The organism is Corynebacterium sp. KPL2838 (assembly GCF_040225455.1).
Taxonomy (GTDB): Bacteria; Actinomycetota; Actinomycetes; order Mycobacteriales; family Mycobacteriaceae; genus Corynebacterium; species Corynebacterium rhinophilum.
On record NZ_JBEHFT010000044.1, the window covers coordinates 1 to 14,210 of the forward strand.

The following is a 14,210-nucleotide window of genomic DNA, read 5'->3' on the forward strand; positions in this document are numbered from 1 at the left end:
TAAACCCCTACCCCCACCAACACAAAATGTCGTTTAACTCGACACGCCGAAAAACAACACGTTTTGTCGTTTAACCCCACACTTGCAATCCTCGACCGCCAAAGTTCAGAAAAACAAAGACACCGGAGGTCACGAACCCTTTCGGGTTTGTAACCTCCGGTGTCGCAGTTTGTACAACTGCTCATTGTGCCCGGGGCGGGACTTGAACCCGCACGTCCTGATCGAACACTGGCACCTGAAGCCAGCGCGTCTGCCAATTCCGCCACCCGGGCAGGGTGTGGTTGTCAGTGCGACTAGATAAAGATAGCACAGGGAGTGCATGCGACTACAAATCAGCAGGAAAAGCGGATTATTTTGCGCATTTAAAGGCGAAAATCTAGGAACTTTCGCGCCGCCGTCTACGTTTGAAAGGGGTGTACAAACTATAATGGCTACTACTGATCACTACTGATCGCTGTATAGCGGAAAGGAGCAAAATTCGTGGCGTTTTTAGAAAGGCTGGCGAAGCTCGATTCCGCTATGCAACGCGGCCTTGATAACGGCATGGCTTTTGTCTTCGGTGGCAAGGTCGTTCCTGCAGAGATTGATGAGCTTTTGAAGCAAGAAGCCCAGGACAATCTCGGCCACGGGGACGATGACAAGCTCTACAGTCCCAATGTCATGACTGTAGGCGTCTCCTCCAAGGATTTGGAGAACTTGTCGCAAGACCCCGATTTGCCTGCCGATTGCGCAGACCAATTATCTCGCTTTATCCGCAATAACGGATGGTCCCTCGCTGGTCCCGTCATTGTGCGAATAGCGGAGGAATCGGGCCTGCGCACGGGCCAGCTTCGCGTGTCCTCGTTTATAGATCACGAGCCCACAGAAGAGACCGGTTTCGAGGCGATTTTCCACGACTTTGATGGTCAGGAGGACCAGATGACCAACCCGCACGAAAATAATGCGGATGACGCAGCTACTACCGCTTTCATTGCGCAAGATGACCAACCCGCGCCGCAAACGCAGGGCCCCGCTGTCAATTTGATGTTGCAGGATGGCTCTTCCCGCGTCTACCACGTGCAGGAAGGGTCAAATATTATTGGCCGCAGCAATGATGCGGATTTGCGCCTGCCGGATACGGGCGTGTCCCGCCAGCATGCGGAAATCACGTGGAACGGCGAAGATGCCGTATTGGTGGATTTGCAGTCCACCAATGGCACCACGGTCAATGACACTCCCATTGATAACTGGCTGCTTGCCGATGGCGATGTGATCACCATGGGCCATTCCCACGTCGAGGTCCGCATTACGGGCCTTGATTCGCATAGTTACTAATTCACACTGAGGAAGGGAGGCCGCCATGGATGCAGTCATCATGCTGGCGCTTCGCATCGGCTTATTGGCTCTTTTGTGGGTATTTGTCCTGGTGGCCTTGAATGCCATGCGGCGGGATACCAATAAATCCGCAGGTGCTATGCCACAGCCGTCAAAGATGGGTGCGTCCCCACGCAGTCACGCTGCGGTGAAGCAGCTTTCTATTGTGGAGGGTCCCTTGCAGGGATCCCACATGAATTTGGGCACGCTCGAGGAATGCACCTTGGGCCGCGCCGCTGACTGTGATTTTGTCACTGGGGATGATTACTCCTCCGGCCATCATGCACGCCTATTTCGCCGCGGCAGCGAGTGGGTAGTGGAGGATTTGGAATCTCGCAACGGAACCCTCGTCAATGGTGTGCGCATCGACCAACCTGAGGTAGTCGGCGCGAACTCCGAGATTAAGCTAGGCCGCACTACCGTGAGGTTGAACGCATGACACTGAAGCTAAACTTTTTTGCCAAGTCGGACCGCGGGCTTATCCGCGGTAATAATGAGGACTCCGGTTACGCCGGAGCCCACCTGCTGATTTTGGCCGATGGCATGGGCGGGCATGCCGCGGGTGAGGTCGCCTCCCAACTCATGGTCAACCACCTCGAAATCTTGGATCAGGATCCGGGTAAGGAGGACACGGAGGCACTCCTTGCGGCTGCTGCCGATGACGCCAATGAGGCCATCAGCGATCACGTCACTGCCCACCCAGAAACCGAGGGCATGGGCACGACGCTGTCCACGATGCTGTTCAATGGCACCACCTTTGGTGTCTGCCATGTGGGCGATTCGCGCGCTTATTTGCTGCGCGATGGCAAGCTCGAGCAAATCACCAAGGACGATACCTATGTGCAGTCCCTGGTGGATAAGGGCGAGCTGGCTGCAGAAGATGTTTCTTCCCACCCACAAAAGTCCCTCATCTTGAAGGCCTATACCGGCCGTGCGGTGGAGCCGACCCTCTTTACATTCGAAGCCAAGGCGGGAGACCGCATCCTGCTGTGCTCGGATGGGCTTTCGGACCCAGTTACCGCTTCTACTATTGAGACTGCCCTTGGTCAGGGAAGCATCGAACAGGCGGGCTCCACTCTCGTGGATCTCGCAATTCGTTCGGGCGGACCGGACAATGTCACGGTCGTCATCGGCGAGGTCACGGAAGAAAAACCCGCCGCCCACGAACCGTTCCGCGTTGGCGCTCTTGCAGGTTCGGTAGAAGAGCCCACGCACCCAGATTCCTCGGCGTCACGCGCCGCCAAACTCACCCGTAAACCGCAGGTGATTCCGCCAGCCGTCATGGCCGATGAAGACAATGCGGCCAAGGACTCCGATGAAGAAGAGGCAGAAGACGAGCCATCTCGACGAAAAATTGGGTGGAAGGTCCTCATCGCCCTCATCATCATCTTGGCGCTCGTTATCGGCGCAGGGCTGTGGGTAAAGAACTTCTTGTCCAATAACTATTACGCCGAGACCAACGACGCACAAGAAATCACCATCCTCAAAGGCGCGGATTATTCCGTATTTGGCAAGGAGTTAAGCTCCACGCACCAATATGTGTGCATTAATGACAAGAACTCCTTGCTGTTTTCTGCGCAGAAGTGCAAGGGAGACTTCACCCCGTTGAAGGTCTCTGACCTGCCCGAGTCTGAACGCGGCGCGGTCAATCACATTTCTGCCGGTGATCTGAGCATGGTTCAGGATCAGATCAATGACCTAGGTGAAAAGGCACTCAAGCCATGTATCACTGCACCAAGCCAAAAAGACAATAAAGACACCAAGGAAAACAAACCTGGGGTCACTTGTAGGGAGGTGTAGCTGATGCAGAAGTTTTTTAGCCGAAGAATCGAACTCGGCCTCCTTATTCTCGCCGCGGCTGTCTTTGCCATTACCTTGGTCAGTTTGGAGCTGTCGCAAGATAATGCGCTTACGACGGACCTGATCTACCTCATCGGTGGATTCATTGGTGTCTTTACCATTGCGCACTTGGCAATGTGCTTCTTGGCACCCTACGCGGACCAGATCATGTTGCCTATCGTGGCCATCCTTAATGGCATTGGGCTTATCGTTTTGGCCCGCTTGGATTTGGTCAATGATCGGGGTCTCGCGGTTCGCCAGGTGATGTGGACCGTCGTTGGCTTAGTGCTCTTTGTGCTGGTCCTGGCGGTTGTCAAGGACCATCGCTCACTCACCCGCTACTCCTATATCTTAGGCGCAGCCGGCCTCGTACTGTTGGCGCTGCCATTGGTGTGGCCACAACCTGATGGCGTTGAGGCGCGCATTTGGCTGAACTTCGGGCCATTTTCCATCCAGCCGGGTGAGTTCTCCAAGATCATGCTGATCTTATTCTTTGCCATGCTGCTAACGCAGAAGCGATCCCTTTTTACCGTGGCTGGCTATCGTTTCTTGGGAATTTCCCTGCCCCGCTTGCGCGACCTCGCCCCCATTCTCATCGTGTGGGCCATCGCCATTATCATCATGGGCATTTCCAATGACTTCGGTCCGGCACTGCTGCTCTTTAGCACGGTGCTGGGCATGCTATTTATGGCTACCGGCCGGGTTAGTTGGCTATTTATTGGCCTCGTCCTCGTTGGTATCGGTGGCTTTGGCATTTACCAGGTATCCGAAAAAATCCAGCAGCGTTTTTCCAACTTCATGGACCCGCTGGCTAACTACGACAACACCGGCTATCAATTGGCCCAGTCCCTTTTTGGTATGTCCTCTGGCGGTATTTCCGGCAGCGGCCTGGGCCAAGGCCACCCCGAATTGGTGCCGGTGGCACACTCTGACTTCATCCTCGCCGCCATCGGTGAGGAATTGGGCCTGATCGGCCTAGCTGCCGTTTTGGTCCTCTTTGGCATGTTGGTGACCCGCGGATTCAATACCGCGTTGCGTACCCGCGATACCTACGGCAAACTGGTCGCTTCAGGCCTTTCTCTTACTTTGGCGGTACAGGTCTTCGTCGTCACCGGTGGCATTTCCGCCCTGCTGCCGATGACCGGCTTGACCACTCCTTTCATGTCCGCCGGTGGTTCCTCTCTCATGGCTAACTATGTACTGTTGGCGATTTTGCTGCGGATCTCTAACGCGGCACGCCGACCCATGCAGGAGAACTCGAGCAATGCTCCGAGTGACACCTCCATGCTCCCGTCGGTTCAGGAGGCTTACCGATGAACAAATCCATCCGCCTAGTGTCCCTATTTGCCATCGTCTTGACCGCAATTCTGTTGGTGAACCTGACGGTGATTCAGGCATTTTCGGACGATAAATACGCGCATAACGCTAAGAACTCGCGCGGGTTTATTGAGTTGCAGACCACCCCGCGCGGCCAGATCTATTCCGGCAATACGGTGCTGGCGCAATCTACGGAAAACCCGGATGAGACCTACTCCCGGTCTTATCCCATCGATTCGCCTGCTTTTGGCAATATCACCGGATACTTGTCCAGCCAATTCGGCGCTTCGGAATTGGAATCTTCGCAAAATGACATTCTCAATGGCACGGATGATTCCCTGTTCAAGCAGCACTGGCTGGATACCATCGCGAATAAGCCCACCCAGGGCGCTAATGTAGAGGTCACCATCGACCCAGCATTGCAGCAGGCCGCGTATGACCAGTTGGCGGGTCCGGGATACGAAGGTTCGGCGGTTGCCATCCAGCCATCGACGGGCAAGATTCTGGCCATGGCCTCCAACCCGGGCTTTAACCCGAATTCATTGGTGGGCGAGTCCGCCGATGAGGCGTGGACGGGCTTGCAGGAGCAAGCGGGCCAGCCACTGGTCAACCATGCAGCGGCGGATACCTTGCCACCGGGATCTATTTTCAAGATCATTACGACTGCGGCCGGGTTGAATAATGGATTCAATCCCTCGTCGAGCCTGACCGGTGCCAACGTGATTACCCTGCCTGATGCCGTCACGGAGCTGACCAACTACGGCAATGAGAAATGCAACGGCCAGGATTCGGTGACCCTGCAGACCGCCTTTGCGCTCTCGTGCAATACCGCATTTGTGCAGATGTCTGAGCAGATCGGCGCGGATGAGCTGCGCAAGTACGCGGAGGCTTTCGGCATCGGCAAGAAATACGATCTGGGTGTTTCTTCCTCCGCAGGTACCTTGGGTGACCTTCCGGATGGTGCGGCGACGGCACAATCGGCCATCGGCCAGCGCGATGTCACCATGAGCGCGTTGCAGGCTGCAGTCATGGCCGGCACCGTGGCTAATAAGGGCACGCGCATGGAGCCTTACCTGGTCAATCGCATTACCGATGCCCAGATGAAGGAGATCCGCACCACCAAGCCAAAGAAGGCCGGCGAGGCCGTCACGGAAGAGACCGCATCGACCATTAAGGACTTGATGTTTGCCTCCGAGCGGTCTTCGTGGGGCTACGACGGCAATGGCTTTGCATCCAAGACCGGTACCGCCGAGCACGGCGAAGGCTTGGCTCCGCACGTGTGGTACGTGGCCTTTGACCCGGACCGCGATATTGCCGTCGGGGTCGTCGTCAAGAACGGCGGTAACCTGGGCGAATCCGCAACGGGCGGCAGAGTCTCTGGCCCAATTGGTCGTGCCATCTTGAGCGCATACCAGGGGGAGCAGTAATGAAGAATACCGAGAATAAGGACCATCTCCAGGAACTCATCGGCAGCGACTACGAGCTGCAGTGGATCATTGGCCACGGTGGCATGTCCACGGTGTGGCTTGCCGATGACACTCGCAATGACCGCGAAGTAGCCATCAAGGTTTTGCGGCCGGAATTTTCCGATAACCAGGAATTCCTCTCCCGCTTCCGCAATGAAGCGGAATCGGCCGAATCTATCCAGTCCGATAACGTGGTGGCCACGTATGACTACCGCGAGTTGGAAGATAATGGCCGCAAATTCTGCTTCATGGCCTTGGAATACGTGCGGGGCGAATCCCTCGCGGACCTGCTTGCGCGCGAGAACACCTTGCAGGAAGAACTCGCGCTGGACGTGCTCGAGCAGGCGGGCCACGGCCTGTCCATTATCCACCGGATGGGCTTAGTGCACCGCGATATTAAGCCCGGCAACCTGATGATTACCCAAAATGGGCAGGTAAAAATTACGGACTTTGGCATCGCCAAGGCGGCTGCCTCGGTACCGCTCACGCGCACCGGCATGGTGGTGGGTACCGCCCAGTACGTTTCGCCTGAGCAAGCGCAGGGCAAGGAGGTCACCCCTGCCTCGGATATCTATTCGCTCGGCGTCGTAGGCTACGAGATGCTCGGCGGTAAGCGACCCTTTTCGGGCGATTCCTCCGTGTCCATCGCCCTTGCCCACATCAACCAAGAGCCTGAACCGCTATCGACCACGATTAGCGCCCCGGCGCGCGAGCTCATTCGTATCGCGCTGCGCAAGGATCCCAATACCCGCTATGCCGATGGCAATGAATTTACGGTCGCGGTATCCGATGTGCGCCTGGGCAAGCGCCCACCGCAGCCCAAGTCCATTCCGCCCCACCAGCAGGCCCCAGAGCCTTCGCCCTCGGCATCGACGGAGATGCTTGCCGATGTCGCCCAGCCCACCACCATTCATCCAGCGGCGGGGACGGCCACGGGGACGGCGGCACCACAGCGCAAGGCAGCACCAGCCCCGGCCAATGATTCGAAGGGCGGGAAGTCTTTCCTTAAAGGCTTGGGTATCGTCGCGGCCATCGCCCTGCTTGCCGCAGCCGGCTACGCCATCATGAACCTCATGAGTAGCGAGGGCGGCGACAGCGAGCCTTCATCTACCCAGGAAACTTCCGTGGTCACCGAATACCGGGATCCCACGACCACGCAGGTAGAAACCCTGGAGGAAGAAGATACTAATGAGACGCCGCAGGAAGTGACGGTAACGGAGACGGAGCCCACGGATCGGGAGGGCAACCAGGCGCCGCGCGATAATCACCGGCAGCCGCAGACCCCGAACCAGCAGGCCCCGACGCGAAACCAGCAGGCCCCGAATACCCCGACGCAGCAGCGTCAGCCCCAGCAGCGACAGCCGCAGGAGACGCACGTCGAAAATACACCTGAGCAGAAAAACACAGTAAACTCACAGCCCGATGAACTCCCTGGGGATTTATCTGACCTATTAAGACAGGATGGTGACTAAGCCATGGTCAATGACCGGTACCGGCTCGGTGAGATCATCGGCTCCGGCGGCATGTCCGAGGTATTTGCCGCAGAAGACACCACTTTAGGCCGGCAAGTAGCGGTAAAAATGCTGCGCACGGAGATGGCTCGCGATATCAACTTCCGCGAGCGCTTCTACCGCGAAGCGCAGAACTCCGGCAAGCTAAACCATCCTAATATCGTGGCGGTATATGACACCGGCGAGACCGAGATGGATGGCATGACCATCCCGTATATCGTTATGGAGAGGGTCAACGGGGCAACCCTACGCGATATTATTCGCGAAGATGGCCCGCTGCCCGCCCAAGAGGCGGCGGAGATCCTCAAGCCGGTTGCTGAGGCCTTGCAGGCATCCCATGAGGCGGGAATCATTCACCGCGATATCAAGCCGGCGAATATTATGCTCACCAACACCGGCCAGGTGAAGGTGATGGACTTTGGCATCGCCCGTGCATTGGATGACTCGACCTCGGCGATGACCCAAACTTCTGCCGTTATCGGTACCGCCCAGTACCTTTCCCCGGAGCAGGCGCGCGGCAAGAACGCCGATGCGCGTTCTGATGTCTATGCGCTGGGCTGCGTCATGTACGAGGTACTCACCGGCCGCACCCCGTTCGAAGGCGAAACCCCCTTTGCCGTGGCCTACCAGCATGTGCAGGAGGAACCGACCCCACCTTCGGAGCTTATCGATGACCCCTCGTTGACCCCCACCCAGCGGGTCAATATCGATGCGGTGGTACTGACCGCGATGGCCAAGCACCCCGCGGACCGCTACCAGTCTGCGTGGGAGATGGCCGGCGATTTGGATCGCCTGCGCACGGGCCAGGTCACCGAGGCCGCCCGCATGCACGTCAACGAGGACGATGCCACAACGGCGATGCCCGCGCCGGCCACCGCTACTGCTACATCCCACCGGGCACCGATCGAATCGACGCGTCCTACCGGAGCACCCGAAGAGGATGAAGGCGGCGGTTGGATGAAATGGCTCGCGCTGCTTCTCGTCGCGCTGTTGGTCGCCATTTTGGGCTATTTTGCCTGGGATTTCTGGAGTAGCGACGATGAAAAGGATAGGAGTGGCCGTGACCAAACCGAGGTAGCGGAGCACAATAGCGTCATCGTGCCGGAGGTAGAAAACCGCCCGCGCAATGAAGTGGTCAAAGAGCTCGAGGACTTGGGACTTCTCGTTACCGTAAACGAAGAGGCTAACCCGGATATCGATCGCAATAAGGCGATTCGCATCAATCCGGCCCCGGGTTCGGAATTGCAGAAGAACGCCTCGGTCACCTTGACCGTTTCTTCCGGCAAGGAAATCATCGATGTCCCGGATATCACCGGCATGAACTTGGATCAGGCCGCGCAGGTCTTGGAAGAGGCAGGCCTGGAGCTGAACTCGGATATTTCTGAGCGCAATGATGAGGCCCCCGCCGGCGAGGTAATCCAGCAAAACCCCGCGGGTGGTACGCAATTGTCCAAGGGCTCGAAGGTCCGGGTGACGGTGTCTAAGGGCATCGAAAAGAAGCGCGTTCCTGATGTCTCCGGCTTGAACGAAGAGGATGCGCGCAGCCGCCTCGAAGCCAGTGACTTCGACGTCAATGTCCGCGAAGTCGATTCCTTAGAGCCGGAAGGCACCGTGCTAAACGTCTCCAACCAGGGCGCGCAGCTGGAAAAGGGCCAGACTGTCACCATTGAGGTATCCAATGGGATGCTCATGAAGGCACCCGAGGTCATGCACAAGAATCAAGGACAAGCCGAAAATGCCCTGCGCCAGGCGGGCTGGAATGGCCAGCTGCGCGTGGGCGAGCCAATTCCTACCGGCGCCTTGGTCGATAGCAATAAGATCGGTTGGGCATCCATCAATCCTGGCGATACCATCCGCAAGGATCAGGACGTAGAGGTTCGCATCTGGAAATTCGAAGCCTCGGCGCTACTGCCGTAACCATCGCTGCTGGTATCGTAATTCATCAGTAAGCACTGAGATAAGAACTGAAATCTAGAGAAGGTCTCTTATGCCAAAGTCAAAGATCACCCAGAGCTCTGCCACCCAGGTATCGAGCTCTGCCGGGGCGAACCGCACCCCAGTCAAAATCAACTCTGAAGGCACCCCGAAGTGGTACGTGGCCATCATGCTTGGCCTGATGGTCCTCGGCCTGCTGTGGCTCGTGGTCAATTACCTCGCCGGTGAATCCATCCCCTTCATGGCGGAGCTCGGCGGTTGGAACTACGGCATCGGCTTCGGCCTCGCCCTCATTGGTTTGCTCATGACCATGGGTTGGCGCTAGGCCGCCGCCAAAAAGTAACCCTCGCCGCCACCGTCAGGTGACCGCGAGGGTTTCCGTGCTTAGGCCTTTGGACGAATTCTAATGGTCATGGAAACACTTCGGTTGCGTTTATCAGGGTGGCCATTTTCTCAGCTGGTGTGAAGTGTTCCAGGTTTGTTCCGTTTGAGTAGATGGGAAAATCTGGAACATGCCAAGAAAAATTTTGACCAGGATGCAAAGGACCGCCTAGTCCGTCTCGTGGAAGACCGCATCGTGGCGGAAAACATGTCAATGCACCCCGCGTGCCAGGCAGTAGCTTCAAAGTTGGGGATCTCATGGCACACAGCTCGTCAATGGACTTAAGCCTGCTCGCCGTGCCGGGAGCATCCCAGAACGGGCCTGACCCCCGGAAAGTGGACACATCGGGGGCTAGCTATGCTACTTTAGTCTACGTAGCTGAAGTCTCGGTTTCAAAGACATCAGGGGCTAAAAGATTGCACCAGGAGTGCCGCCGGCGCGTGTTACAAGCGCATGCACCACTGGAAGACTTCCCGGCGGCAGGTCATCGGATTGTCAAAAACTTTCCTATCCCGCAGCACTTCTCGGGTTGCGTCCTTTGGTGTGGTGTAACGCTTGCTGATGGTGGGCCCCGGAAATAGTGGGGCGGTCACCGTCAGTTAACCTTTCGACTCAACTACCACATCTCACCGAAAGGCATATGACGATGACCGCTGCACCACATTCTATCGACCCGACAACCTACTTGGATGATCTGCTCGCTCAAGCCTCTCCTGATTTGATGCGCCAGATGCTGCAAGGGTTTATCAACCAAATCCTCTCCACTCAAGCTGACAGTGTCTGCAGCTGACAGTGTCTGCGGCGCCGAATACAGCGGTTGTCTCCACCGAGCGGGTCAACCACCGCAACAGGTATCGCCACCGCGACCTTGGCACCCGTGCCGGCACGATTGATGTGGCAGTGCCGAAACTGCGTCACGGCGCGTTCTTCCCAGACTGGCTGTTAGAACGCCGTACGCGGGCAGAACGGGCCTTATCGACCGTCATTGCAACCTGCTACCTCAAAGGGGTTTCCACCCGCAGAATGAACAACCTGGTAGCCACGTTGGGTATTGCCAACATGTCGAAATCCCAAGTTTCACGCATGGCAGAAGAACTCGACGAGATGGTCGCCGATTTCAAAAACCGTCCGCTCGATCCCGGCGGCTACGCCTACCTGTCCTGCGACGCGCTGACAATCAAAGTGCGCGAAGGCGGCCGTGTGGTCACATGCTCAGTGCTGCTTGCCACTGGGGTCAACGCTGACGGGTATCGCGAGATGCTTGGCATGCATGTCGCCACCACGGAATCCAACGCGTCGTGGAAAGGCTTCTTCCACGACCTAAAAGCCCGCGGACTTACCGGCGTATTCCTTATCACCAGCCACACCCACGAAGGCATCCAGCACGCCATTTCCGAAGTGCTACCTGATGCGTCGTGGCAGCGCTGCCGCACCCATTTTGCGAAGAACCTTTACGAGAAGGTCCCGAAGACACAGTGGCCTATGGTCTCTGCAATGTTCCAGACCATCTTTCAACAACCAGATGCCCAATCCACCTGGTCCCAAGCCCGTGAGGTAGTCGATCTACTAGAGCCGAAGTTCCCGCAAGTTGCGACCTATCTGGAGGAATCACTCGATGAAGTATTAGCGTTTACCGCAGCCCCGAAACCAGTCTGGACGAAGGTGTGGTCAAACAACCCCACAGAACGGTTAAACCGGGAGATCCGCCGGCGCACCGATGTTGTGGGCATCTTCTGGAACCGAGAATCCATCATCCGGCTTGTCGGTGCGGTCCTAGCCGAGCAACACGACGATTGGATCCAACAAAACGCTACATGTCACTGACCGCACTCGAACACACCAAACACCTCATGCACCACCCAGAAGAACATCGTGACGACCACCACCAGCTAACCGCCTAACCAGCACCCCGAACTTCATACCGAGCCGAAAGCACAAACCGCTACACCACTACACGGGACTTGACCTGGGGTTGCCCGCAAATCGTGGACACGTAGTAGAGCTACCTAGTGGTTAGGCAGCGATTTTTTCTTCGTTTCTGGTTTGGGTGATGTGGTTCTCGAAATCGACAGGGCTTACCATTCCGAGGGAGGAATGCCGGCGCCGACGGTTGTAGACGACTTCAATCCAGTAAGCCACAGCCTGACGCGCAGGAAAGTATCAAAAATACTTACCAAGACGAATACAGAAAGTAGAACAGAAATTATTGCAAAGTACTTTCCACCAGAAGGATAATCGTCTAGCTATCGGAAGATTGAGAACTTCGCGAAGAAGTACTTGGGTTAGTATCTTTTTCTTCTATGAAGCGCTCCACTGTGAGAATGTCGGAATGCCACATATGCGAGCCTGAAAGATCTGTGCAACCTTCGTTCTTCTCTCCGCCTAAGTGGACGGCATAAAGTGTGCCCCCTTTATAGACAGGCCCTCCAGAATCCCCAGGACAGGATCTATAAGGCGTTAGAGCAGCGCTTTTATACACCCCCTTTTCTCATCTTTCCTGAAATCTCTATGGTCTCAATCCGTTCTTCTATTTCCACTTCTGCCTGGGAGGCGTAGTCTCTCTCGTCTGCAAATCCAATAAGGCTCATCTTTTCCCCGGGTGTTGCAGGAGCGGACGGGAGGTCGAAAGACCCTGCTTCAATCCCTTGCCCTACTGTAAGCACGGCGATGTCCACTTTCCTATCTGGGACGGTAAACGAGGTTACGGTTGCAGATTCGCCGTCAGATTGCTTTATGTGTCCAGTGAAGCTTGAAAAGTCGCTAAGGCAATGTGCTGCGGTAACCCATTTCCCGTTTCCGATATGGCTGGCTGAGCAGATAGCGATGGGTGGAAGCGTTGATCCGTCTGGGAGTCTGGTGTCGTTCTTATAGAAGAGTTGGCCTATTCGGTCGTCATTGGTCTCTGTGGTATTGCTGGTACGCGGCTGAATGCTGGTAGATCCCCAGCTAGATGGAAAGAAATGAAATGTCCCCCCTATGGCTAAGGACAAGGCTAGTGCCGTTGTCCATATTCTCGTTGGGAATAATCTAGAAAAAATCAATTGACTTCAGTCCTTGTTTTTTGGAGGGCTAACCTTTACCATAGGTAGCAACGCTACATATGTAGGTTATCTGCTTATCTTGGGTTGAAATATTTGTTGGAGGTTTCGTGAGGCAATGGAGTCGTAAAATTGCATCTTCGATACTACCCTTTTCGATTCTGGCGATTCTCTCAAAGGGAGAGTCATACGGTTATGAGATCAGAAAGATGCTCGTAGGTTTCAATCTTGGAGATTTTAAGAGCGGTACCGTGTATCCGCTTTTAACTCGGTTGGAGGAAGAAGGGCTCATTGCTTCGAGATGGGCGGAATTGCGTGATGAGCCTCCTCGAAAAATGATTCAGATTACAGACACCGGTCGAGATGCCCTCAATGAGGGCGTCCAAGACGTGGAGTACTTACTAAGCGGTATCCGCAATGTGATGGAAGGGAAATAGCATGAACACTCTCAATGACGAATACCTGAAAAGCCTAGCTCGGGAGCTTAGGTTAAGGTCAATCTCCGAATCAGATATTAATCAAGAAATTCTACGAGTCATGGAAAGTGACGGTGGTGGGGTTAACTTGAGGAACGAGTTTGGGGCTCCTGATGAATATGCGGAAGCGCTTTACCCGAATAGCCCTAAAAAGCAGCTCTACCTTTTTACGGCTATTGGAGTTGCCCTTGCAGTTATAGGGTTTGTTACCTTGCATGTCCTGTTTAACGGTGATGAGGCTTCCAGTGTAGTATCGTTAGTTAAATTTATTCCACTTATTTGCATGCCGGTTGGTATGGCTATTGACGTGAAAAGATTCTCTGAAGGTTAGATCCGACGTCGGATCTAACCTTCAGAGAAGTCTTAGTATTCGGGAACTGCCACTAGAGAAGATAAGTGGAGATGAATTCCCAGATTGCGGATGATGTTACTCCGCCCATAAGGGTTTTAATCCAGCCCGGTACCGAAGCGTCCCACCAAGCGACAAAAGTTGCCTTTCCTTCCCTAGCTTTGCTGATGATCTTGTCGTACCAAGACTTATTGATTTTCTTAAGGGCCTTCATTCCAGCTTTAATAATAGCTGTAATCTTGCCCTGCTCTTCGACTGTACTTGGAGCAGTTGAAGGAGCTGGTGATGTGTTAATGGAAGGGCTTGTCGCGGGAGTTTGGGCGGTCGAAACTGTGGCAGCTCGCGATTGAGTTGGCTGAGCTGCTGCGACGGCAGTACCAGAAAGGGCCAAAGATAGCGTTACTGATGCAGCAAGAAGCTTGCGTGAGATCTTCTTAGACACGAATTCCTCTTCTTCTAGGTGGTAAGTGTGATGTCTAGTGACTTTTTGGACTCGGAGTCCATTGACTTTTTGGACTCGGAGTCCAGTTAGTTTTTTGACGCG

13 protein-coding genes, 1 tRNA gene and 1 pseudogene are annotated in these 14,210 nt (G+C 55.3%); 12 read left to right on the top strand and 3 right to left on the bottom strand.

The features are described 5' to 3' along the window. Positions 1 to 187: 187 nt before the first annotated feature. A tRNA-Leu gene (locus ABRP98_RS10580) sits at positions 188 to 272 on the bottom strand. 208 nt (positions 273 to 480) lie between these two features. On the opposite strand from ABRP98_RS10580, the gene ABRP98_RS10585 reads away from it, so the two are divergent. The 10 genes and pseudogenes from ABRP98_RS10585 to ABRP98_RS10635 all read left to right on the top strand — a co-directional run bounded on the left by ABRP98_RS10585 (position 481) and on the right by ABRP98_RS10635 (position 11,704). Beyond that, positions 481 to 1,314, top strand: coding sequence for an FHA domain-containing protein (locus ABRP98_RS10585; RefSeq protein ID WP_005276103.1), 834 nt, complete (start codon positions 481 to 483; stop codon positions 1,312 to 1,314). Between the two features lie 25 nt (positions 1,315 to 1,339). Beyond that, entirely contained in the window at positions 1,340 to 1,792 is a 453-nt protein-coding gene (locus ABRP98_RS10590) for an FHA domain-containing protein FhaB/FipA (RefSeq protein WP_005276102.1), read from the top strand. Continuing rightward, positions 1,789 to 3,153: a PP2C family protein-serine/threonine phosphatase gene (locus ABRP98_RS10595; RefSeq protein ID WP_349859153.1), complete on the top strand. Its 1,365-nt coding sequence runs from the start codon at positions 1,789 to 1,791 to the stop codon at positions 3,151 to 3,153. The genes ABRP98_RS10590 and ABRP98_RS10595 overlap by 4 nt, the downstream gene beginning before the upstream one ends. A gap of 3 nt (positions 3,154 to 3,156) precedes the next feature. Beyond that, positions 3,157 to 4,509, top strand: a complete 1,353-nt coding sequence (locus ABRP98_RS10600; protein ID WP_349859154.1) for an FtsW/RodA/SpoVE family cell cycle protein — start codon at positions 3,157 to 3,159, stop codon at positions 4,507 to 4,509. Further along, the gene (locus ABRP98_RS10605; protein WP_284900220.1) at positions 4,506 to 5,936 is read left to right on the top strand and encodes a peptidoglycan D,D-transpeptidase FtsI family protein; all 1,431 of its coding nucleotides are present in this window, start codon (positions 4,506 to 4,508) and stop codon (positions 5,934 to 5,936) included. Before ABRP98_RS10600 ends, ABRP98_RS10605 begins: the two co-directional genes overlap by 4 nt. After that, the gene (locus ABRP98_RS10610) at positions 5,936 to 7,447 is read left to right on the top strand and encodes a serine/threonine-protein kinase (RefSeq protein ID WP_349859156.1); all 1,512 of its coding nucleotides are present in this window, start codon (positions 5,936 to 5,938) and stop codon (positions 7,445 to 7,447) included. Before ABRP98_RS10605 ends, ABRP98_RS10610 begins: the two co-directional genes overlap by 1 nt. 3 nt (positions 7,448 to 7,450) lie before the next feature. Continuing rightward, on the top strand, positions 7,451 to 9,403 hold the full coding sequence (gene pknB / locus ABRP98_RS10615; protein WP_349859158.1) for a Stk1 family PASTA domain-containing Ser/Thr kinase: 1,953 nt from the start codon (positions 7,451 to 7,453) through the stop codon (positions 9,401 to 9,403). A 70-nt stretch (positions 9,404 to 9,473) separates the two neighbouring features. Then, positions 9,474 to 9,746, top strand: a complete 273-nt coding sequence (gene crgA, locus ABRP98_RS10620) for a cell division protein CrgA (protein WP_237792249.1) — start codon at positions 9,474 to 9,476, stop codon at positions 9,744 to 9,746. 162 nt (positions 9,747 to 9,908) lie between these two features. Next, complete coding sequence (locus ABRP98_RS10625; RefSeq protein ID WP_349859160.1) at positions 9,909 to 10,088, top strand: hypothetical protein; 180 nt, start codon at positions 9,909 to 9,911, stop codon at positions 10,086 to 10,088. Between the two features lie 361 nt (positions 10,089 to 10,449). Further along, a pseudogene (locus ABRP98_RS10635) lies at positions 10,450 to 11,704 on the top strand (IS256 family transposase). Positions 11,705 to 12,274: 570 nt separating this feature from the next. On the opposite strand, the gene ABRP98_RS10640 reads toward ABRP98_RS10635, so the two are convergent. Further along, the gene (locus ABRP98_RS10640) at positions 12,275 to 12,844 is read right to left on the bottom strand and encodes a trypsin-like serine protease (protein WP_349859162.1); all 570 of its coding nucleotides are present in this window, start codon (positions 12,842 to 12,844) and stop codon (positions 12,275 to 12,277) included. Between the two features lie 107 nt (positions 12,845 to 12,951). Here ABRP98_RS10640 and ABRP98_RS10645 point away from each other — a divergent pair, with 107 nt between their 5' ends. Together ABRP98_RS10645 and ABRP98_RS10650 are read left to right on the top strand one after the other, a co-directional pair. Further along, positions 12,952 to 13,278, top strand: a complete 327-nt coding sequence (locus ABRP98_RS10645; protein ID WP_349859164.1) for a PadR family transcriptional regulator — start codon at positions 12,952 to 12,954, stop codon at positions 13,276 to 13,278. Position 13,279: 1 nt separating this feature from the next. Next, positions 13,280 to 13,648, top strand: coding sequence for a DUF1129 domain-containing protein (locus ABRP98_RS10650; protein WP_349859165.1), 369 nt, complete (start codon positions 13,280 to 13,282; stop codon positions 13,646 to 13,648). A gap of 52 nt (positions 13,649 to 13,700) precedes the next feature. Here the strand turns inward: ABRP98_RS10650 and ABRP98_RS10655 are convergent. Further along, on the bottom strand, positions 13,701 to 14,210 hold a 510-nt coding region (locus tag ABRP98_RS10655; RefSeq protein WP_349859167.1), incomplete at its 5' end, for a hypothetical protein.

Bases quoted from the DNA above. Each gene is read 5' to 3' on its own strand.
- ABRP98_RS10590 (WP_005276102.1), top strand. From the start codon at position 1,340: ATGGATGCAGTCATCATGCTGGCGCTTCGCATCGGCTTATTGGCTCTT.
- ABRP98_RS10595 (WP_349859153.1), top strand. From the start codon at position 1,789: ATGACACTGAAGCTAAACTTTTTTGCCAAGTCGGACCGCGGGCTTATC.
- ABRP98_RS10600 (WP_349859154.1), top strand. From the start codon at position 3,157: ATGCAGAAGTTTTTTAGCCGAAGAATCGAACTCGGCCTCCTTATTCTC.
- ABRP98_RS10605 (WP_284900220.1), top strand. From the start codon at position 4,506: ATGAACAAATCCATCCGCCTAGTGTCCCTATTTGCCATCGTCTTGACC.
- ABRP98_RS10610 (WP_349859156.1), top strand. From the start codon at position 5,936: ATGAAGAATACCGAGAATAAGGACCATCTCCAGGAACTCATCGGCAGC.
- pknB (WP_349859158.1), top strand. From the start codon at position 7,451: ATGGTCAATGACCGGTACCGGCTCGGTGAGATCATCGGCTCCGGCGGC.
- crgA (WP_237792249.1), top strand. From the start codon at position 9,474: ATGCCAAAGTCAAAGATCACCCAGAGCTCTGCCACCCAGGTATCGAGC.
- ABRP98_RS10650 (WP_349859165.1), top strand. From the start codon at position 13,280: ATGAACACTCTCAATGACGAATACCTGAAAAGCCTAGCTCGGGAGCTT.